Genomic DNA, 21,187 nt, shown 5'->3' with positions numbered 1-21,187 from the left:
GCACCCAGCTGCCGGTCGGTTCGCGACGGCTACCGGCCGGCGATCAGCGAGGTGTACGGCCGGACGTCATCGGCGAAGTCACGGACGCGCCGCGACCGGAGAGCTCTGTGGAGCCGGAGGAGATGGCCGATCTCGCGGCACATGGTGGAGTCGTCGGCCAGCACCTGGGGCAACAGGCCCTTGTCGGCGCCGAGATGACGTTTGGGCACACCCGCCCGCGCCTCCCGCCGCGTCGCCTCGATCCAGCATGCGGTGGCGGTCAGCCGCCGGCTCTCAGGGGCGCGGGCGCCCGCCGCACACCGCCGCGCCTCCTCCAGGAGCCGCGGCGACGCCCAGCCGTCGTGCAGATACGTGATGCTGTCACGGATGTCGACGACCCGCTGGTGGAGCTGCTCCCAGGCGTGCGAGAGGTCGAGGAGGTCCGCGCCTCGCGAGGGCTGGGGCACCACCACGAGTTCCGGGGTCGCCTGACGGAGCAGCAGCCACAGACCGCGCAGCCGTTGTCTGCGGTGCCAGTGCAGGAGCGCCTTCATCGGCGGCTCCAGGGCGGCGAGCGAGCAGCCCAGCGCCACCAGCACGAAGCGCGCGAACGAGCACCAGAATCCGGTCACGGCAAGCTCCGGCGCGCTGTCGGGAGTGATCCACCTGACCGTACGGACCACCAGATACGGCACTTCCGCACCGGTGCCGAGGGCGAGCGCCAGCACGCTCACGCGCAGGACGGGGCTGCGCATGGTGAGGCCGTGCTTCCAGAACAGGATCCCTGCTCCCACCGCGGTCAGCAGGCCGTAGGCGATCCAGGCGATCATGTAGCCGGTCCACCCTCCGCGGGCCTGCTCGCCGAAGCGCTCGGCGGCGGGCGTCACGGCGAAGAAGAACAGGGCGAGTACGGCCATCGTGGTGCCGCTCATCCACGGGGCGTGGCGCAGCCAGGCGGGCGCGGAGTACCCCGCCGTGTGCAGCCGTATCGCGAACCACCAGACGGCTGCGAAATCGGTCAGCGCCACCAGAGCGACGGCGAGTTCACCGGCGTTGGCGATGCCGGTCACCCCGTCGATCCACTGCCCCACGGGGGCCTGGATGACCAGCGACCCCAGGGCCAACGCCACCAGCACGTACCAGACGGGGCGCCGCCGCGGATGCCACCGTGCCGGAATGCGCAGGATCAGCACGGACCACACGAGGAGGAGCAGCACCCCGCGCGCCTTCTCGACGAGATCAGGCGCGTCGAGCACAAGGCGCCCCCAACAGCTCCTGTGCCCGGCTCTCCACGGCGCTGATTCCCTTGTGCCGCAGGCGGCCTGCCCGCTTCAGCACCATGGCGGAGAATGTCTCCGCGATTTCCTCTTCGGTGTTGTGGCACTTCAGGACCTGGCCCTGCCCGCTGAGGAAGGGGCCGGAGGAATGCGCGGCCGCGAGATCACGAGGTGCCACGCCGTGGCCGGCGAGCATATGGCAGATCTCGTGCAGGATGATGTGGTCGCGGTAATACCCGGAGACCGACGAACCGTAAAAGATGTGGTCGCTTTCCCCGTCGTCGTACCAAAAGCCGGACGGCATGGCGGGTATGTCCGCCGGATGCAGCGTCAGGGAACGGCCCCGAGACCGTTCCAGCGCGCGGCACAACTCCTCGACGTCCCACGGCCGGGGAAGATCCGGAAGTCGCAGGACGAGCTTCCTGGCGATCACGCGCACGTGCTTCCTGGCTATGGAATCGCTCCTTCCCCTCGACCGCGGGCACCGCCGGCTCATCGCTCCCCCGTGGATGGTGTGACCGCGCGGCCCCGCCGGCTACCCGACTCCGCCGCCTCTTTCCTCCTTGACCATCTGGAGGGCCTTCTCGATCGCCGCCAGCTCGTCCGGCTGCAGGGAGGAGAAGCGAAAGGCCAGGGCCTCCCACCGGCGCTGCCCACCCGCGCAGGAGTGAGCCGCGGGGGGAACGAAACGGGCGGCCGGCAGCCCGAAGAAGCGCGCGAGCATCTCCCGCGTCTTGTCCGTGATATTGGGTGCCTCACCCTTGAGGATGTTGTGAACGTGACTGTGCGAGATCGTGGCACTGTCATTCGCTTCACGAATAAGCTGAGTCAGCTTCCTGACGGAGGGGACATTCCCCTGACCGTACTTTTCTTCCAAAAGGCCCCAGACCGCACTGGCAAGCCAGACCCCGGGAGCGTCATCCGACGCCGTGTTCATGCTCGGCGACCTCCCGTCAAGCCTCTGCATGTCAAGCCGAGTGTACATGCCAGATAAAGAGAGAGGAATAGCCCGATACTTCTGGAAAAATCATGAAGGATCTTGATGCCTCCCCCGGCCGCGCGGGCAGGGGACGGCAGCGTAAGCCCGAGGGGTCTTGCGGCAGTTGAGCGGGCGAACCGGGGACAGATGTCCGCGGCGGCCTCGGAGATGTCGCGGGCGGCAGCCGACGACCTCCAGGGGACGCAGCCCCTGGTCACGACGCCGGCCCACGCGCCGCAGCCGGCACGATGCCGGTTGCGGACGGGCGCGTGGGCCGGAACGTCTCAGCTGCGCTGGCAGGCGACCGCCGGCCGGACCACCAGCTCGGTCAGCTCCCGGCTGATGTCGTCCATACCGCACCGGGCGGCCTGGTCGATCACCGAGATCAGGGCGAGCCTCTCGGCCTCGAACCAACCGGACGGCGACGCCGTGAGCACGTCGAGTTCGGCGGTGCCCATCGGGCCGGACGGCATCGAGGCGCCGAAGAGCATCTGCTCGCCGTGGCCGGAGCCGAACTCCCGCCGGCGTGCCTGCTCGGCCACCGAGAGCCAGCCGCGGAAGGCACGGTGGAGGGCCTCCCGTTGCTCCAGCGCGCCCCCTTCCTCCGCCGCCACCTCCCTCGCATGCAGCCGCAGGAGGTTGCGGAATCCGTAGCGCGGCTGCCCCGTGGAATCAAAGCCCACCGTCTGGAGGAGGTGCGCGTCGACCAGGCTCTCCATCAGCCCCTCGGCCTTGTGGGTGTCGGTGGCCAGCAGGGCCGCACCGACCCAGCCCGCGAAGTCCGGCGCGTCCAGGAGGCCGAGCCTGCGGTACAGCAGGGCGACGTCGTGCGGCAGCGCGTGGTAGCTCAGCGCGAAGCTCGACCGGACCTGCGACTCCCCCGAACTGAGCTCGTCGAGCCGGAGCCGTTCGTTGTCCAGCCGGGAGGCCAGATAGCCGATCGGCCACTGCGGCTTGGCGGCCAGCCGGGCCGCGGCGATCCGCACCGTCAGCGGCAGCCGGTCGCACAGCTCGACGAGCCGTTCGGCATCCGCCCTGGCGGCGTCGACCCGGTCCTCGCCGATGAACTGCGCCAGCAGGTCGGTCGCCTCCCGCCGGCGCAGCACGTCCAGGTGGATGCTGAGCGCGCCGTGCCTGACCACCAGCTGCTCCAGCAGGCTGCGGCTGGTGAGGAGCACACAGCTGCGCGAGCTGCCCGGGATCAGGGCCCGCACCTGGTCGAAGGAGCGGACGTTGTCCAGCACGATCAGCACCCGGCGGTCGGCGAGCACGCTGCGGTACAGCGCCGCGCGCTCATGCGTCTCGGCGGGGATCTCCGCCTCCGGCACGCCGAGGGAACGCAGGAACCAGCCGAGTACGACGGCGGGATCGGCGGGCTCGTGGGTCTCGTCGTAACCCCACATGTCGGCGAAGAGGAGCCCGCCCGGGAACTCGTCGGCGACCTGGTGGGCCCAGTGGACGGCCAGGCCCGTCTTGCCGACGCCCGCGCCACCCGTGATTAAGCCCAGGGTGAGCTGCCGGCCCTCGGCATGGCCGTCGACCAGGGTGTTCAGGCTGGTCAGCGGGGTGTCCCTGCCGACGAAGGCCGGGATGTCGGCGGGCAGTTCCAGCGGAGCCGTCCGCGGAGGCTCCGGCGTCTTCTTCGGGACGACGGCGGCCGAGGCCATCAACGAGGGGTCGTCCCGCAGGATGGCGTCGTGCAGCTCGCGCAGTGCGGGGCCGGGTTCGAGGCCGAGTCCCTCGATGAACTGCGCCCGCCCCTCCCGGAAGGTCTCCATCGCCTCCGCGCGGCGCCCGACGCGGTACTGGGCGAGCATCAGGGCATAACGGGAGCGTTCCCGCAGCGGATGGTCACGGACCACCGAGACCAGCCCGGGTATCAGGTCGCCGTGGTGGCCGAGTTCCAGCTGCGCGGCGACGTAACCGTCGTAGCCGGCGAGCCGGAGCTCCTCCAGGCGCTCCATCTCGTCCTCCACGAGCGTTCCGGCAACTCCCGCCAGCGCGGGGCCGCGCCAGAGCGCCAGTGCCTCTTCGTGCAAGGCCGCCGCGTCGGCCGTCCGTTGCTCCTTCGCCGCTTCCTGGGCCTGGAGCGTGAGGCGTTCGAACTCGACCGAGTCCACGTAGTGGTTCTCGAGGGCGAGCAGATAGCCGGGGTGCGCCGTGACGATGACTTCGTTGTCACATCCTTCGGCTTTGAACCTTTTACGGAGTGCGGCGATGCAGATCGCCACCTGCGTACGCGCCGTGGCGGGCGGCCTGCCGTTCCACACCGTTTCCACCAGCGTGTCGACCGACACAATGCGCCCCGGATTGAGCAGCAGCAGCGCGAGAATGGTGCGCTGCCGGGCACCGCCGATGGCTATCCTCTGGTTCTCCTTGGTCACTTCCAAAGAACCCAGGATATGAAATCTGAGCTGGTCCCCCACTAATTCCCCCTGCACTGAAAGACCGTGCCTAACAATGAATGGGGAGTCACCGGGCCGGGCAGGTATGCCCTGACGATGTGACGAGCGGACGGCTTGAAAGGCAGTCCCCAGCCCCCGACCGGGTCCGCCGGTTCCCTCCGGCATCCACGGCAATGTCCTACAGGCTTCGCCGCGTGCTCGTGACAGACGGATCCGATGGGGCCTGTCACGGCCGGACGAACATCAACTGGCAGGCCCACCCCGCCGTATGCCGGCGGCCGCCGCGCCGAGCGCTCCCGCGCGACGACGGCGAAAGGCACGGGGACAGGAACGTCTTAGCTGGTCAACGCGTCCTTCGCCGGATCCCGGCCCGTCCCTCATCCCGCGGCACACCCCGCCCCCGGACCCCCGTGGATCCGTGGGCCGTCAGGCCTGACCGTCCACCAGACCGCCGCTCACCTCACGGGAACGCATCCTTGGTCTTCATCGCCCACTCAAATTCAGCATGGATCGCGCCACATCTTCCTTCAGCGCCGTTCGCGCGATTGCTTTCGACCCTCACAGAGGGCCGGTCACGGAAGTGCAGCACGTTCGCCCCGTTGCGAACCCCGGTGGCAAAATAGGTTCCCCCCATACCCCCGGGTCGCGATGACGTGGTTAACGCTATGGGAACGGCTGTTCTCCGTCAAGTTTGCTGGACAGTTGAGTGGACATTTAAAGGCCCAGTTCACCGGCCGCCATCTCGGCGTCACGATCCGGCCAATGCGGAAGGGGAAGTCCCGCTTCGACCGGCGCACGCCCGCCGGCTCCTCGGCTGATTATCTCCCTTCCCGCGACGCCTATTTTCCCCTCCCCGCAACGCACAGTGGGAGGGCACCTTGCCCGCGACGCGATCCGGTTCGGGGGTGAACCGGTCGGCGCGGGCGAAGGCACCCTCCGACGCTGCTTTCTGCCGTGCCGCTACGCGCGCGGCCACGGGGCCCGGGGTGATCCGAAGGACACGCCCTAGTCGAGCACGTGGCCGTCACCGTCCCGGTGTCCTCTGGAGCGGCGCAGGTCGGTGAGGACGAAGGTGCGCTGAAGCCAGCGGTCCTGTCCGTCATACCGGGGACGGAAGGACGTACGGCCGTGTACGGTCACGCGGTTGTCCACGATCGCCAGGTCGCCGGGGACCAGCCGCACGGTCTGCGCGGTCCGGTCGAACAGTTCCTGGAGTTCGGCCATGGCCTCCTTGGCCCGCTGGGTCCTCGGCTCGGTGGCCGCCAGGTCCACACAGATGTCCGGGTCCTCGACGGCTCCGTAGAGCACCGCGTGCGGTTCGGCCCCCATGCCGTCCATACCGAACGAGGGCGGCGGCGCGGTGACGAACTCCTCGCTGAACAGCGCCTGTCGGGCCTCCTCGGTCAGCAGCGGCAGCACCTCCCGGATGCACGCCGTCCGCAGGCCCGCCACGCCCTCGTGGTCGGCGCGCAGACACAGCAGCATCACGAAGTCCGGACGGTGCGCGTGGAACGCGTTCTCGGTGTGGAACGTGAGCAGCACCGACCCCGCGTTGCTCTGGTAGTCCTCCTGGCCGGGCACCGGGACCACGTCCTGCACGATCGCGCCGGTCTTCTCCGGGCGGTAGGCGGCGGGGTCCCCCAGACCACTCGCGACCATGGCCAGGACCGCCGCGGACACGCTGGCTTCGCGCTGGACAGAACCGGGCCTGTTGGGGGTCGGCGGCAGCATGGCCCCGCCCACCGGCAGACCGTGGATCAGCATCGTGCCGGTGCGTCCGGAGTCCTTGCGGAACTCCCGCAGGCCGCCGGTCAGTCCGGCCGGCAGCGCGGACCAGGCCCTGCGGGCCCGGGCCAGCCAGGCGGGGTCGTCCACCATGCCGCCCGGTGCGGCCAGTTCCGCGGCCACCCGCTCCGTCAGCAGCGCCTCGTCGGTGTCCACCGTCAGGGTCACCGGCTGTGCGCCGGTCTCCACCGTCACCGTCATGCCGTCGAGCCCATCGCCTCGACGACACTGCGCGGCCGCATGTCGGTCCAGTGTTCGGAGATGTAGGCGAGGCTCTCTTCGTGCCCCGCCTCCTCGTTGGCCACCCGCCAGCCGGCCGGCACCTGTGCGAAGGCCGGCCACAGGGAGTACTGGTCCTCGTCGTTGACCAGGACCAGGTAGCGGCCTTCGGGGTTCTCGAATGGATTGGTCATCGTCTGTCTCTTTCTGCTGTACCGGTTCCGCTGCGGCGCGGAGGGGGAGGAGCCGACGGAGTGTCACGCCGGTTCGGCGATCGCGGACTCGTCCACGTCGATCGCCTCGGGTCCGTACATGTGACGGACCCAGTTGGACTGGTAGACCGTGTCCAGGTAGCGCTCGCCCAGGTCGGGGGAGATGGCCACGGCGGTGATCCCCCCGTGGTCGGGGGCGTGTTCGGCGAGCCACTGCGAGGCGCCGGCGACGACCGTCCCGGTGGAGCCGCCGAAGAGGAATCCCCGGCCGACCAGCCGGCGGCAGGCCCGTACGGTGTCGATCTCCCGGACCTGGACCACGTGGTCCACGAAGGACTCGTCCAGCAGCGGCGGGCGCACCCCGGCCCCGAGGCCGGGGATCATCCGGGGCTGAGCCGGCCCGCCGAAGGTGACCGAGCCGACGCTGTCGACCGCGACGATCTGCACCGCGGGCCGGTGCTCGCGGAACCAGCGTGCGCACCCCATCAGCGTTCCGGTGGTACCGGCTCCGACGAAGAGCACATCGAGCTCGGGGAACCGTTCCGCGATGTGCGGAGCGGTCAGCCGGTGATGTGCCCGCCAGTTGTTGGCGTTGAGGTACTGGTTGAGCCAGACGTACCGCTTGTCGCTCGCACAGAGCCGCTGGACGTGCGCGAGCCGTGCGCCGAGGAACCCGCCCTCGGGGTCCGGCTCGTTGATGGTGTGCACCTCGGCGCCGAGCGCTTCCATCATCTGCTTGGTGGCCAGGTTGCATCGGCTGTCCGTGACGCACACGAACCGGTAGCCCTTGCTCGCCGCGATCGTGCTGAGCGCGACCCCGAGGTTGCCCGACGAGGATTCCACGAGGATCGAGCCGCTGGCGAGCAGGCCCGATCGCTCGGCCGCCTCGACCATTTCCAGGGCGGCCTTCTGTTTGACGGAACCGGCGAAGTTGAACCCTTCGCACTTGAGGTAGAGGGGTACCCCGATGGAGGACCGCAGATCTACGTAGAGATCGTCCTCATTGAACTCTTGCGGAGCCGAGATAATCGGCACAGTACCTCCCGCATAACGCGCTGTTGGAGGATGCGGACCGCTCAGCCGTATCGACGCATCTCATGGAAGAAGTCCTCGACGACCGGCAGTTCCCCGGCGGCGTTCACGGTGTCGTAGACGTGCTTGCCGACGGCCAGGTCGAGCACCCCGAGCCCGAACGGAGAAAAGATCACCGGGCGGTCGGCGGCCGGGGTGAGGCGTCCGGTGAGCACGTCGTCGAGGGTCCCGTCGACGAAGTCCCGGTGGCCGACCCGCTGTTCGGCCAGGTGGAGCGAGGTGTCCGCCTTCAGGCAGTGCTCCACGTCGTCGACGACGTTGGTCGCCGAGAGCACCACGTCGGCGGACACGTCGCGCAGTGACACATGGAGCACGAGCGGGTTGTGCGAGAACCAGTCGGGGTCGGTGACGTGCGGAGTGCCGGCGGTCGTCGCGAAGACCAGCAGATCGCTGTTGCGGACCAAGTCCTCGGCGCTCTCGTGCACGGTGACCCGCCCGGCGCCGTCCGTCGCTTCCTTCAGGTACGTGGCGAAGCCGCCGGCGTACTCGGCGGACAGGTCGAACACGCCCAGTTCGTCGAAGGACCAGTCGGTGCCCGCGAGGTACTGGTGCACATAGCGGGCGATGAGTCCGACGCCGAAGAAGCCGATCCGCCGCGGGCGCTCACGTTGAGCGGTGAGCCGGTCGGCGGCCAGCGCCGCGGAGGCCGCGGTGCGGGTGGCGCTGATGATGGAACTCTCCAGGCACGCCAGGGGATAGCCGGTGTCGTGGTCGTTGAGGATGAGGACGGCTGAGGCCCGGGGGATGCCGGCGGCCACGTTCTCGGGGAAGCTGGAGATCCACTTCATCCCGTCCACCCGCACCTCGCCGCCGATCGACGCCGGCAGGGCGATGATGCGGGAGGTGGGGCGGTCCGGGAAGCGCAGGAAGTAGGAGGGCGGGTTGACGGTGTCACCCGCGCCATGGGTGCGGTAGGCGGCTTCGATCAGGTCGACGACCTCGCGGTGCCGGCCTTCGAGGGCACGGTGCACCTGGCCGCCGGAGATCACGGCGAACGAGGGCGCCGGAGCGGAACGGGACATCAGGACTCCACAGTTCAAGAGGTCAGGGACGGATGTGCCCGGCGAGCCGGACCGGGTTACCGAAAATCACCACGATGTCGCGGGCGCCCTGGTACGGCTCGCGGCTGTGTGCCATCCGCAGGTTGTCGACCAGCAGGACGTCTCCGTCCTGCCACGGCTCGCCCACGGTGGCGTCGCGGTAGGCCGCGTTGATCGTCTCGACGGTCTCCCCGGTGAGGGGCGTGCCGTCGCCGTACGCGGTGTTGAAGGGCAGACCCTCCGGGCCGTACACGTCGACGAGGTAGTCGCGGATCATCGGGTCGAGGGTCCGCTCGTTCAGGAAGGCCACCTGGTTGAACCAGACCGGGAGGCCGGTGCGCGGGTGGTCGACCACGGCGGAGCGGTGCTGCCGGGTGCGCAGCCGGCCGTCCGGCAGCCACTCGTGCTCCAGGCCCGCCCGTGCGCAGTACGCATCGACCTCGGCCCGGTCCTCGGTGCCGAACGCCTCCGTCCAGGAGACGCCGATGTCGTGGTACATGCGGGTGAGCAGCCAGCCGTCGCGGGCGAAGGGGGCCACCAGGTCGGCGGGCAGCGCCTTGAGGACCTGCTGCGAGTCGGCGACCGCGGTGCGGCCGCCCTCGGCCGGAGCCGTCAGGCAGCCGAAGAGCAACAGGCCGGGCACCTCGGTGGCGTAACTCAGCTCGTGATGCATGCACATCGGCTCGTCCGCGGGCCATTCGGAGGACGAGTAGACGCCGTCGGCATGGGTGTACCGCGGGGCGAACCGCTCCCGCTCGGTCATCCGTGCCACGCCGAGAGCGGTCGCGATCGCCGCCACCTCGTCGGGCGAGCCGACGCCCAGGCCGCGCAGCAGCACGGCGCCGTGCTCGGCGACCAGGTCGTGGACGGCACTTCGGTGGTCCTGCGCCCAGCCGGCCGCGGTGCCGTCTCCGGGCATCGCGCGGAGGACCGGCAGACCGGCGGGGTGCGGGGCCGGGCCGCCGGCGACGGCGGGCGTGCCGTCGGCGGCCGTGACGGGTGAGGCGTGCACGGTGGGGGAACTCATCTTCTCTGTCTCTCTCGGTGGTTTCCTCGCGGGGCGGGGCGCGGACGGTGGTGTGTTCAGCCGGCGCTGCCGGTGCCGGGCGGCTCCTGGTCCGGCCGCTCGGCCGCCTTCCGCTCCAGCAGCGCGGCCACGTCGGCGACGGTCGGCGTGTGGGCGAGTTCCTTGACCGACACCACCCGGTCCAGGGCGATGGCCAGCCGGATCGCCGTCAGCGAGGTGCCGCCGAGGTCGGCGAACCGCGATCCGCGGCCGATGCGCTCCAGCGGCACCTTGAGGAGGCCGGCCCACAGGGCGGCGACCCGCCGTTCGGCGGCGGTCGCCGGAGCCCGGAACCCGGTGCTGCCCGCGGTCTGTTCCGCCTCGGCCGCCATCCGGGCCAGCGCCTTCTTGTCGATCTTCCCGTTGGCGGTGAGGGGCAGCTCGGTGCCGTGGTGCAGATGCTGCGGCACCATGTATCGGGGCAGTACCCCGGCCAGTGCCTCCCGCACGACCTCGGGGCCCACGTCCGCGGCGCCGGTGTAGTAGCCGACCAGATAGGGGCGTTCGGCGGTTCCGGCGGTCACCACCGCTCCGTCGCGGACACCCGGGACCTGGAGCAGCCGGTTCTCGATCTCGCCGATCTCGATCCGGAACCCGCTGATCTTCACCTGTGAGTCCCGGCGGCCGAGGAATTCCAGCGTGCCGCCGGGCAGCCACCGCCCGAAGTCGCCGGAGCGGTACAGCCGCTCCCCCGGCCGGTGCGGATCCTGCCCGAAGGCCGCCTTGGTGCGTGCTTCGTCGTTGATGTAGCCGCGGCCGACACAGACCCCGGAGAAGACGATCTCGCCGGGGACGCCCAGCGGCACCGGCGAGAGCCGCTCGTCGACCACATACACCCGCACATTGCGGATCGGCTTGCCGAGCGGCACCGAGCGATGGTCGGGGACCCGGTCCATCACCTCGTGGTTGGTGTCGTCCGATGTCTCGGTGAGTCCGTACGCGTTGGCCAGGAGCACGCCGGGGAAGGCGGTGAACCAGCGCTGGACGAGTTCCTTCTTGAGGGCTTCACCGGTGACGGAGACACAGCGCAGGCCGGGCAGTTCCCGCGGCTGTTCCTCCAGGGCGGACAGCACCACTTCCAGGTAGGAGGGGACCAGCTGGACCACCTGCACGGCCCCGTCGGCCAGGGTGTCGAGGAATCTGCGGACGTCCAGGACGACTTCCTGCCCGATGATGCGGGTGGTGCCGCCGACCAGCAGCGCGGAGACCAGCTGCCACAGGGAGATGTCGAAGCACTGGGGGGCGGTCTGCGCCACCACCTCGCCCTCGCCGATGCCGAGATCCTCGATCTTGGCCAGGAGGTGGTTGAGGAAGCCGTTGTGCTCGCACATCGCCCCCTTCGGCTCGCCGGTGGAGCCGGAGGTGAAGTAGATGTAGGCGAGCTGGTCGGCGGCCACCGCGAGACCGAGGTCGTCCTCCGGCCCGTCCTGCGCCAGCAGGTCGTCGAGGTAGGACAGTTCGACGCCGCCGCGGCCGGCCAGCGCCCGGTCCAGATGGGGCACACCGCGCTCGGCAAGCACCCACCGGCTCCCGCTGCGGGTCAGGACGGTGGCGATCCGGTCGGCGGGGAAGTGCGGTTCGAGCGGCAGGTAGCAGCCGCCCGCCTTGAACACGCCGATCACGGCGGCCAGCCACTCCAGGGTGCGCTCGGTGACCACGGCGACCACGTCCTCGCCGTGCAGCCCCCGCCGGTGCAGCGACCAGGCGACCTTGTTGGCGTGGCGGTTCAGTTCCCGGTAGCTCCACCGGCGGTCCCCCAGGACGGCGGCGACCGCGTCGGGGTGACGGCGTACCCGCTCCTCGAACAGTTCGTGGAACCGGCGGTCCGGGAGCGGACGGACGGGCCCGGAGAAGTCCTGCAGCTGGAGGGAGAGTTCGGCCGGTGACAGCAGGCTGCGCGCGTGGTGCGCATCGTCCGGGTCCCGGGTCAGCGCGCGCAGTGCCGTGAGCACATAGCCGGCGACCCGCTCGGCGCTCACCTGGTCCTGGGCGCCGACGCCCTGCCACGCCTGGACGGCCTCGGCCCGGCCCGCGTCGGTGGCGACCCGGCCGATCACCTCGCGCCAGGTGCCCTCGCCGGCCGACGACTCGTGGAAGCCGGCGACCACCCCCGCCACGAGGGACTGAGCGGCGAGCCTGACGGTCCCGGCGTCGACCCCGCACTCCTCGGCCACCCGCTCGACGGCGTCGGCGACGTCCGCGGGCACGACGGGGAGGTACCCCGCCATCGGTTTGCCGTCGCCCTGACTTCCTGCGCTGCCCACGAGCGTTGCACCCCACACCGGATGTCCGTCGGATCGTGAAATCGGCGGCCGATCTCACGCTTGGTGGAATGGAAGCTAGGACGTCTCTTTATCGATGGATTATCGAGCCCCTTTGCTCACACCAATACCTGGCGCCTCACCAGCACTGGGAGCACCACCCGGCACACCGAGTGGCTCAAGGAGCATCTCCGCGGCACGGAAGGCGAGTTCGAGCGACTGCCGGTGGTTCAGGCGCGGGTCACAGGCGGTCTCGTACCGTCGGTGGAGGTCCTCCACCAGGACGTCGTCGCCGCCCACGCACTCGGTGACGTCGTCACCGGTGAGTTCGACATGGAGCCCGCCCGCATGGGTGCCCAGCGCACGGTGCACCTGGAAGAAGCCCTGGACCTCGTCCATGATGTCGCCGAAGCGGCGGGTCTTGTGGCCGCTGGGCGCCACGAAGGTATTGCCGTGCATCGGGTCGCAGACCCAGGCGACCACCGCGCCGGCCGCCCTGACCTTCTCGACCAGGACGGGCAGCCGGTCGCGGACCCGCTCGGCTCCCATCCTGACCACGAAGGTCAAACGGCCCGGCTCGTTGCGGGGGTTGAGCGCGGCCGCGTAGCCGAGGGCCTCGTCGGCGGTGGCGCCGGGGCCGAGCTTCACGGCGAGGGGGTTACGGACGCGGGAGAAGTGGGCGACGTGCGCACCGTCCAGGTCACGGGTCCGCTCGCCGATCCACAGCAGGTGGCCGCTGCCGGCATAGGCGTGCCCGGTCCGCGGGTCGGTGCGGGTCAACGCCCTTTCGTAGTCGAGCAGCAGGCCCTCGTGGCTGACGAAGAACTCGACGGCGTGCAGCTGCTGGGAGGTGACGCCGCAGGCTTCCATGAAGCGCAGCGAGCGGTCGATGTCGTCGGCCAGTTCCTCGTAGCGGCGGCCGGCGGGTGAGTCGGTGACGAAGGCCCGGTTCCAGTCCCGCGCGTGGTGCAGGCCGGCGTAGCCGCCGGCGGAGAAGGCGCGCACGAGGTTGAGGGTCGCCGCGGAGGACTCGTACATGCGCAGCAGCCGCCGGGGATCGGGGCGGCGTTCGGCCGGTGTGAAGCCCGGTCCGTTGACCGCGTCACCGCGGTAGGCGGGCAGGGTGACCCCGTCGCGGGTCTCGGTCGGCTGCGAGCGCGGCTTGGCGTACTGGCCGGCCAACCGGCCGATCTTGACCACGGGTACGGAGGCGCCGTAGGTCAGCACCACGGCCATCTGGAGCAGCGTCCGCAGCTTGCCGTTGATCGCGTCGGCGGTGACACCGGCGAACGTCTCGGCACAGTCGCCGCCCTGGAGCACGAAGGCCTCGCCACGGGCCACCGCGCCCATCCGCTCCCGCAGCCGGTCGCACTCCTCGGCGAAGACGAGTTCGGGCAGCCGGGAGAGCTCGGCCGTGACCTCGCCCAGCAGTTCCGGGTCGGGCCAGGCGGGCTGCTGGGCGGCCGGCCGGGAATTCCCGGTATCGGAGCGGCGGGATTCCGTCGGCGAGGGGAGATGCATCGCGGCCTTTCGCGGGGAGAGGGATGCCACGGCTCCCTGCACCCGGGGCACAGGGTCCGCGCAGAAGAATTCCAACTGTCTCCGCGGAATGCGGTCAAGGATCGGTGGAATGGTCTGCTCGGCGGTTCTCCAATTGGTCTGGTCGCCGTCGGCTCCCCGGTGTTTTTCTTGCCGACATCGCGCCGCGGCCGGAATGCGCTCCGGAACCGAGCGGACAGCGCGCGAGCCCGGACAGCACGGAGAAGGAATGCAGATGCCACCAACGACGCGAGGCAATGCCGGTACGGAGGCGCGGACGGACGCGCCGCTGCGCGTGCGGGTCACCGAATCGGAGCTGCCGTGGCACGATCCGCTCCGGCTCTACACCGGCCTGCTCGGGGAACTCGGGCAGCAGGAGGTCTTTCTCTTCGAGAGCCTGGCGGGTCCGGAGCGGGACCGCGGCCCGGCGGTGGTCGGCTACGGACGGCTCGCCGAGGTGTGCGCCTTCGCCGGCCACATCGAGGTCAGCGGCGCGCCGGCGCTGTGCGCCGCCCTGCTGGCGACGGCCGGCGAGGCGGGGATGACCGAGGACCCGGCCGCCCCGGAGGGCTCGCCGGCGCGCCGCCGGTTCGTGGATTCCGGGCAGGTGTGGGACCTGATGAGGCGGTCCCAGCGGCTCTTCGACGTGGCGAGCGGCCGGCCGCGGGACACCTACGCCTTCGGCTTCCTGGCCGGCCTGGGCTACGAGGCGGCCTGGCACATGGACGAGCTGCCGGACCGGAAGACCCCCGCCCGGGGCCCCGACATGACGTTCACGCTGTTCCGGGACACCGTCTGGTACGACCCGGGGGCGGTGCATGCCCGGCATCTGACCGCCCACGCGGACGCGTTCCCCGCCGCCCGTGTCCCGGACCTCGGTGTCCTGGTGGAAGCGGCCGCCCCTGGCGTCGCGGACGGCGACGGAACGTGTCCCGAGGCGCCCGCGCCCCGGTCGGTCCGGGACAGCGTCGCCCGTGACACCTTCCTGGAGTGGGCCGGCCGGTGCCTGGAGCACATCCGGGTCGGGGACATCTACCAGATCCAGATCGGCCACCGCATCGACATCGACACGGAGTTGACCCCCGTCGAGGTCTACCGGCGGCTGCGGTCCCGTAACCCGTCGCCGTACATGTATCTGGTGCCCCGCACGGGCGAGACCCTCATCGGCGCCAGCCCCGAACTGTTCTTCCGCACCGAGGGCGACGAGATCGTCATGCGGCCGATCGCCGGCACCACCCGGCAGGCGGACACGGCGGAGGAGAACGAGCGCCGGGTCAAGGAGATGCTGGCGAGCACCAAGGAGCAGGCCGAACACGTGATGCTGGTCGACCTGTGCCGCAACGACATCGGGCGGGTCTGCCGGCCGCGGTCGCTGTCGGTGGCGGACCTGATGACGGTGGAGGAGTACTCCCATGTCTTCCACCTCGTCTCGACGGTGACCGGACGGCTGGAGCCGGGTGCCGACGTGTGGGAGTCGCTGTGTGCCACCTTCCCCGCGGGCACGATGACCGGTGCGCCCAAGCTGCGCGCCATGGAGATCATCGACGGGATCGAGCACGAGCCGCGCGGGAGCTACGCGGGGGCGGTCGGGCTGATCGACGTACGCGGCTGGAGCAGCCTCGCACTGTGCATCCGCACGATCGTGCACGACGGCCGGACCTACTCCACACAGAGTTCGGCGGGCATCGTCGCGGAGTCGGTGCCCGAGGCCGAGTGGGACGAGACCCTGGCGAAGATGGGCGCCGCCTACTGGGCGCTGACCGGTGAGGAACTGCTGTCATGAAGATTCTGCTCGTGGACGCGTACGACAGTTTCGTGCACATCATCGACCAGTACCTGCGCACTCTCGGCGCCACCACCGAGGTGGTGCGCTCCCGCACCCGCACACCGGAGGAGCTGGCGGCAGGCCGGCCCGACGCGGTGGTGCTGGGGCCGGGGCCGGGGCATCCCGCCGCCTCCGGACACGTCGAGCTGGTACGCCGGTTCGCCGGGCAGGTGCCGCTGCTGGGGGTGTGCCTGGGCCACCAGGCGATCGCCCTGGCGTTCGGCGGCCGGGTGGCGGTCGCCGACCACTTGATGCACGGGCGGACGAGCCCGGTGCGGCACGACGGCCAGGGACTCTTCCAGGGGCTGGGGAACAGCACGGTGGCGACGCGCTACCACTCGCTGATCGTCTCCCGGGCGCTGCCGGACGAACTGGAGGAGACGGCGACGGCCGAGGACGACGGCTATGTGATGGGGGTGCGGCACCGCACGCTGCCCGTGGAGGGCGTGCAGTTCCACCCCGAGAGCATCATGACCGAGGGCGGCCTCCAGCTCTTCGAGAACTTCCTGGCCGGCGCGGTGCGGTGACGCCGGGCCGGCACCGGCGTCCAGGCCGCTGCCGCCCGGCGGCGGCGCCCGCCAGGAGGGGCCCCGCGCGCATGGCGTGCTCCCTGGTGAGCGGAGCGCGTCGTACGGAGCGCCTCGGACGGAGCGTTTCAGGCGCACCGCTCGCCGCGGCCGGCCGCGGGCAGCCGCGCGTAGGCGGCGCCCAGTTCCCTGACCGCCTCCGCGATACCGGTGCGCGGCACCGCGGTGTAGCCCACCACCAGGGCGGGAGCGGCCCGTTCGGGGCGCGCGTGATAGCGCCGCCCGCCGGGCACCAGCACCGAACGCTCCAACGCCCGCCCGACCAGCGCGGTCTCATCGACCCGGTGCGGCAGCCGCACGTAGGCGTGCAGCCCCGCCGCCGAGCCGATGATGCGCGCACCGGGCAGGAACCGGCGTACGGACTGCTCCAGGCACTCGCGTCGCATGCGGTAGTGGGCCCGTCGGAAGCGCAGATGGCGGTCGAAGTGGCCGGACCGCAGGAGTTCGGCGAACGCGAGCTGGGTGAGGACGTCGGAGCCCAGGTCGCGACGGGAGCGGGTGCGCTCCAATGCGGCGAGCAGCCGGGCCGGCACCGCCAGCCAGCCGAAGCGCAGGCCGGGGGCGAGCGACTTGCTCGCCGTGCCCCCGTAGACGACGCGTTCGGGGGCCAGGCGCTGAAGGGCCAGGGGGCGCGCCCCCCGCTCCAGCCACAGGTCGCCGTCGTAGTCGTCCTCGATCACCCAGGCACCGGTGTCGCGCGCCCAGCGGACCAGGGCCTCGCGGCGCGACGGTGACAGGGTCACGCCGGTGGGGAACTGGTGGGCGGGGGTGACGAGTACGGCCCGTACGCCGGTCGCGGCGAGCGCCTCGACGTCGATGCCCTCGTCGTCCACGGGGACCGGCACGGGCCGCAGGCCCACCTCCCGGATGAACTGCCGCTGACGGTGGTGGCAGGGGTCCTCCATCGCGATCCGGTCGATGCCGGAGCCGGACAGTACGGTGCACAGCAGCCCGAGCGCCTGCGCGAAGCCGGACACCACCATGACCTGCCCGGGGGTGGTCAGCACACCGCGCGCCCGGCCGAGGTACCGGGCCAGCTCCTCGCGCAGCCCCTCGGCTCCGGACACGGGCGGGTAATCGAGGTCGCCCGGGTCGATCGACTGAAGGGCGCGCTGGTAGGAGGCGAGCCACTCGCGGTGCGGGAAACCGGCGACCTGCGGCGTACCGGTGCGCAGGTCCCAGCGCACCGGAGGCGCCAGGCCGTCGTCGAGCAGGGTCGGCAGGGCGGGAGCGGTCAGATGCTCCGCCACGCGGGTGCCGGAGCCCTGGACGGCCTCCAGATACCCCTCGGCGATCAGCCTGCCGTAGGCCTCCACCACCACACTCCGGGAGACCCCCACGTCCTCGGCGAGTTGCCGGCTGGACGGCAGCCGGGTGCCCGGATGCAGCACCCCCGCGGAAATCCCGCCTCTGATCCTGCCCTCGATCTGGGCGGTCAGCGGTTCTTCGGAATCTCTCGACACATCGATCAACGCGTGCCAGGTCATGCTTTTCCCTCTCCGGGAAAGTGGACTGGAGTCAGTGGTGACAATTGGTCTGGCCGACGCTCCGCGCCGGATCGCAGAATTACCCCGAGCCGAGCCTGCCGCAGCTTCCGAACAGGCCGAGAAAAGGGGATGACGCGTGACCGTGACACATCGGGAAAAGTCATGGCCGGTTATTCTCACGGCGCTGCTGGCGGGAAATGACCTCCCGGCGGACGACACGGCCTGGGCAATGGACCAGGTGATGCGGGGCTCTGCGACACCGGCACAACTGGCCGGTCTGCTGGTGGCCCTGCGTGCCAAGGGCGAGACCGTGGCCGAAGTCGAAGGGCTCGTCCGGGCCATGTACGAGCACGCCGTGGCCCTCGATGTCCCGGGCCCGGCACTCGACATCGTCGGCACCGGCGGAGACCGGTCCCACAGCGTCAACATCTCCACGATGTCCGCGATCGTCGCGGCGGGAGCCGGAGCCCGGGTCGTCAAGCACGGCAACCGCTCCGCGTCCTCCGCGTCCGGCTCGGCCGATGTGCTCGAACAGCTCGGTGTGGCCCTGGACCTGCCGGTCCCCGAGGTCGCCGGGCTGGTCCCGGAGGTCGGCATCACCTTCTGTTTCGCCCCGCTGTTCCACCCGTCCGTACGTCATGCCGCCACGCCCCGGAAGGAACTGGGCATTCCGACGGTCTTCAACGTGCTCGGCCCGCTGACCAATCCGGCCCGTCCGGCCGCGCAGGCCGTCGGTGTGGCGGACGCCGGGATGGCCCCGCTGATCGCCGGTGTGCTGGCCCGTCGCGGGGTCGGCGCAATGGTCTTCCGCGGCGACGACGGGCTCGACGAACTGACGGTCACCACCACCTCCACGGTCTGGTCGGTCCTCGAAGGACGGGTACGCAAGGAGGTGTTCGACCCGCGCGACATCGGTGTCCCGCACGCCCCGCCCCAGGCACTGCGCGGTGGCGACGCCGCGCACAACGCGGAGGTGGCCCGCGCGCTCCTGCGCGGCGAGCGCGGACCGGTGCGCGATGCCGTGCTGCTGTCCACCGCCGCCGGACTCGCGGCGCTCGACCCCTCCGACCGGCCGGTCACCGAGCGCCTGGCGGCCGGGATGGAGCGCGGCGCGCGGGCGATCGACACCGGAGCGGCAGCCGCGGTCCTGGAGCGCTGGGCGGCCGTCTCCACCAAGCTCGCCTCGTCGGGCTGAGCCGGCCGGCGCGCCACGGGCCGGGCCCTGCCGGGGCCCGCCGCGGTGCCACGCGGGACGCCGCCATGCGGCCCGCTCAGCGCCGCCCCGCTTCCCGCAGGGCGGTCACCATCGGGCCGGGACCGCGCTGCCCCGCGACGAGAGCCTCGCCCACCAGCACGGCGTCCGCCCCGTGGGCGCCCAGCGCGGACACGTCCTGCGGCCCCCGGATGCCGGACTCCGCAATACGCACCACACCCTCCGGGATGAGGGGCGCGAGCCGCGCGAAGGTGCCGCGGTCGACCTCCAGAGTCTTCAGGTTGCGGGCGTTGATGCCGATCACGGAGGCGTTCACGGCGAGCGCGCGCTCGATCTCCTGCTCGTCATGGACCTCCGTCAGCACGGTGAGCCCCAACTCCCGTGCCAGCTGCGTCAGCTCACAGAGCTCGTGCTGCTCCAGCGCCGCCACGATCAGCAGCGCCAGGTCCGCGCCGTGCGCCCGTGTCTCCCACAGCTGATACGGCGTCACGACAAAGTCCTTGCGCAGCACGGGAATCCGGACCGCGGCACGTACGGCGTCGAGGTCGGCGAGCGAACCGTGGAACCGTCGCTGCTCGGTGAGCACACTGACGGCCGCGGCACCGGACCCCTCGTAGACCCGGGCCAGCTCCGCCGGATCGGCGATATCGGCCAGCGGCCCCTTGGACGGGCTGGCCCGCTTGACCTCGGCGATGACCTGCACCCCGTCGGCCGAACGCAGCACGGCGGCGGCATCCAGCGCGGGCGGCACATCCGCCACACGGTCGCGCAACTCCCCCTCAGGGAGCTTGCGTTGCCGCGCCGCCAGGTCTTCACGTACGCCGCCGATAATGTCGTCCAGCACGGTCATGACGGTCATGGAGGTCAGTTCCTTCCGGTGTGCAGGCAGAGGGAAACGCCGCGCGCCGCGGGGGGGATGGTCCACGGCGCGGGCGCTTCCGGTTCGAGGGCAACGGAGGCACCGTCACCTTCACTTACTCGGTCGTCGCCCCTGGGTACGGGGGCAGGGGCGTGCTGGGGGGAGACGCCCCCTCAACGACGAGTGGGGGCCGGGCCGGGCCACCCACGCCGTCCTTGCTACCGCCGCGCGCGCACGGTCGGTGGTCGCGGTCGGCAGTCGAGGGTCGTCAGTCGGCAGTCGGCAGTCGGCAGTCGGCAGTCGGCAGTCGGCAGTCGGCAGTCGGCAGTCGGCAGTCGGCAGTCGGCAGTCGGCAGTCGGCAGTCGGCAGTCGGCAGTCGGCAGTCGGCAGTCGGCAGTCGGCAGTCGAGGGTCGTCAGTCGGCGGTCATCGGTCGGCAGTCGGCAGTCATCGGTCAGCGGTCATCGGTCGGCGGTCATCGGTCGGCGGTTGAGGGTGGCCTCAGGAGGCGATGCGTACCACCAGGGGTTTCGCCAGTGCGCGGTAGTCCGCGGCGGCCAGGGCAACGGACAAGTCCAGGCGTGCGGCGTTGAAGTACAGCGTGGGCTGCTCGAACAGCCCGGGATCGGCCAGCACCGACAGATCGTCGTGGAACGAGAACGGGATGATGCTCCCGCTCACACAGCCCGACAGCCGCTCGGCCAGCGCCCGGTCCGCAAGCCGGGCTCGCCGCCCGCCGCACTCCCGGGCAACCCCGTCCAGATCCACCCGCCGGTCTCCGGGGACCACCGCGAGCACCTGCCGTTCCCCGCTCACCCCGCCGGACACGGTGACGATCATGCACTTGGCCGCTGCCGCGAGCGGATGCCCGCGCAGCGCACTGGCCCGCACGGTCTGCCCCTCGGGCGGATGCTCCAACAGGTCGAAACGAGCTCCGCCCTCCTCCAGCAGCCGCAGCAGCCGAACCGACGCGACATTCCCGCCCTCCGGCACCTGCCCTGCGACCGTGGCCGCCTCAGCAGCCTGCACCCGCCCGCTCATACGGAGCCCACCCGCCGACCCGGGCCGCCCAGGCCCCCCGGCCGCATGCGGAAACAGCGTTCGGCCACGCCTTCGGCCGCGTCTTCGGCTATGCCTGAGTTCGGCATTTCCGTTCTCCTTCTGAATGCGTCCGGTGCAGGCGCCGGCACCGGCACCGGCGCCTGCACCTGCGCTTGGAAATGGACCTGCATCTGCACCTGGACCCGGAACCGGCAATGGCACTGGCGTTGGCAATGGCACTGGCACTGGCACTGGCTGTGAACCTGGGCCGTGCGCCCGTTGGCCTTCCGCGGCCCTGACGCGGTCCTGCTCGGAGCTTCC

At 71.0% G+C, this 21,187-nt stretch carries 17 protein-coding genes; 3 read left to right on the top strand and 14 right to left on the bottom strand.

Annotated features, from left to right (window positions below; genetic code table 11):
• Positions 1 to 29: 29 nt before the first annotated feature.
• The 11 genes from K7C20_RS27895 to K7C20_RS27845 form a co-directional block, all read right to left on the bottom strand.
• A complete protein-coding gene (locus tag K7C20_RS27895; RefSeq protein ID WP_209444025.1) occupies positions 30 to 1,235 on the bottom strand; it encodes a DUF6545 domain-containing protein in 1,206 nt (401 codons plus the stop codon).
• Complete coding sequence (locus K7C20_RS27890) at positions 1,219 to 1,695, bottom strand: hypothetical protein (protein WP_030084050.1); 477 nt, start codon at positions 1,693 to 1,695, stop codon at positions 1,219 to 1,221. The genes K7C20_RS27895 and K7C20_RS27890 overlap by 17 nt, the downstream gene beginning before the upstream one ends.
• 96 nt (positions 1,696 to 1,791) lie before the next feature.
• Positions 1,792 to 2,193 (bottom strand): hypothetical protein, encoded by a 402-nt coding sequence (locus K7C20_RS27885; RefSeq protein ID WP_030084049.1) that lies wholly within the window; start codon positions 2,191 to 2,193, stop codon positions 1,792 to 1,794.
• 326 nt (positions 2,194 to 2,519) lie between these two features.
• Positions 2,520 to 4,619, bottom strand: a complete 2,100-nt coding sequence (locus tag K7C20_RS27880) for an AfsR/SARP family transcriptional regulator (protein WP_053210284.1) — start codon at positions 4,617 to 4,619, stop codon at positions 2,520 to 2,522.
• 1,026 nt (positions 4,620 to 5,645) lie between these two features.
• A complete protein-coding gene (locus K7C20_RS27875; protein WP_030084044.1) occupies positions 5,646 to 6,626 on the bottom strand; it encodes a clavaminate synthase family protein in 981 nt (326 codons plus the stop codon).
• Positions 6,623 to 6,838 (bottom strand): MbtH family protein, encoded by a 216-nt coding sequence (locus tag K7C20_RS27870; protein ID WP_030084042.1) that lies wholly within the window; start codon positions 6,836 to 6,838, stop codon positions 6,623 to 6,625. Before K7C20_RS27870 ends, K7C20_RS27875 begins: the two co-directional genes overlap by 4 nt.
• A gap of 63 nt (positions 6,839 to 6,901) precedes the next feature.
• Positions 6,902 to 7,891 (bottom strand): 2,3-diaminopropionate biosynthesis protein SbnA, encoded by a 990-nt coding sequence (sbnA, locus tag K7C20_RS27865; protein ID WP_030084040.1) that lies wholly within the window; start codon positions 7,889 to 7,891, stop codon positions 6,902 to 6,904.
• A 41-nt stretch (positions 7,892 to 7,932) separates the two neighbouring features.
• Positions 7,933 to 8,970: a 2,3-diaminopropionate biosynthesis protein SbnB gene (sbnB, locus tag K7C20_RS27860; RefSeq protein WP_030084038.1), complete on the bottom strand. Its 1,038-nt coding sequence runs from the start codon at positions 8,968 to 8,970 to the stop codon at positions 7,933 to 7,935.
• Between the two features lie 22 nt (positions 8,971 to 8,992).
• Positions 8,993 to 10,015 (bottom strand): TauD/TfdA family dioxygenase, encoded by a 1,023-nt coding sequence (locus K7C20_RS27855; protein ID WP_030084036.1) that lies wholly within the window; start codon positions 10,013 to 10,015, stop codon positions 8,993 to 8,995.
• A 56-nt stretch (positions 10,016 to 10,071) separates the two neighbouring features.
• Positions 10,072 to 12,282 carry a non-ribosomal peptide synthetase gene (locus K7C20_RS27850; RefSeq protein ID WP_078953570.1) on the bottom strand — a complete coding sequence of 737 codons (2,211 nt, stop codon included), beginning with the start codon at positions 12,280 to 12,282 and terminating at the stop codon, positions 10,072 to 10,074.
• A 135-nt stretch (positions 12,283 to 12,417) separates the two neighbouring features.
• Positions 12,418 to 13,836, bottom strand: a complete 1,419-nt coding sequence (locus tag K7C20_RS27845) for a class II 3-deoxy-7-phosphoheptulonate synthase (RefSeq protein WP_078953569.1) — start codon at positions 13,834 to 13,836, stop codon at positions 12,418 to 12,420.
• A 253-nt stretch (positions 13,837 to 14,089) separates the two neighbouring features.
• On the opposite strand from K7C20_RS27845, the gene K7C20_RS27840 reads away from it, so the two are divergent.
• Complete coding sequence (locus tag K7C20_RS27840) at positions 14,090 to 15,637, top strand: anthranilate synthase component I family protein (RefSeq protein ID WP_030084026.1); 1,548 nt, start codon at positions 14,090 to 14,092, stop codon at positions 15,635 to 15,637.
• Complete coding sequence (locus K7C20_RS27835; RefSeq protein WP_030084024.1) at positions 15,634 to 16,206, top strand: anthranilate synthase component II; 573 nt, start codon at positions 15,634 to 15,636, stop codon at positions 16,204 to 16,206. Before K7C20_RS27840 ends, K7C20_RS27835 begins: the two co-directional genes overlap by 4 nt.
• A gap of 128 nt (positions 16,207 to 16,334) precedes the next feature.
• Here K7C20_RS27835 and pdxR read toward each other — a convergent pair whose 3' ends face one another.
• Positions 16,335 to 17,753 carry a MocR-like pyridoxine biosynthesis transcription factor PdxR gene (pdxR, locus tag K7C20_RS27830; RefSeq protein WP_053210283.1) on the bottom strand — a complete coding sequence of 473 codons (1,419 nt, stop codon included), beginning with the start codon at positions 17,751 to 17,753 and terminating at the stop codon, positions 16,335 to 16,337.
• A gap of 136 nt (positions 17,754 to 17,889) precedes the next feature.
• On the opposite strand from pdxR, the gene trpD reads away from it, so the two are divergent.
• On the top strand, positions 17,890 to 18,948 hold the full coding sequence (gene trpD / locus K7C20_RS27825; RefSeq protein ID WP_030084018.1) for an anthranilate phosphoribosyltransferase: 1,059 nt from the start codon (positions 17,890 to 17,892) through the stop codon (positions 18,946 to 18,948).
• A gap of 76 nt (positions 18,949 to 19,024) precedes the next feature.
• Here the strand turns inward: trpD and trpC are convergent, their stop codons facing one another.
• Complete coding sequence (trpC, locus tag K7C20_RS27820) at positions 19,025 to 19,816, bottom strand: indole-3-glycerol phosphate synthase TrpC (protein WP_030084016.1); 792 nt, start codon at positions 19,814 to 19,816, stop codon at positions 19,025 to 19,027.
• 510 nt (positions 19,817 to 20,326) lie between these two features.
• Positions 20,327 to 20,866, bottom strand: a complete 540-nt coding sequence (locus K7C20_RS27815) for a YbaK/EbsC family protein (protein ID WP_078953066.1) — start codon at positions 20,864 to 20,866, stop codon at positions 20,327 to 20,329.
• Positions 20,867 to 21,187: the final 321 nt, after the last annotated feature.

The sequence above is a fragment of the Streptomyces decoyicus genome (assembly GCF_019880305.1).
GTDB lineage: Bacteria > Actinomycetota > Actinomycetes > Streptomycetales > Streptomycetaceae > Streptomyces > Streptomyces decoyicus.
Note: the sequence above shows the minus strand (reverse complement) of the source record. Positions and strands in the feature narration are given on the sequence as shown.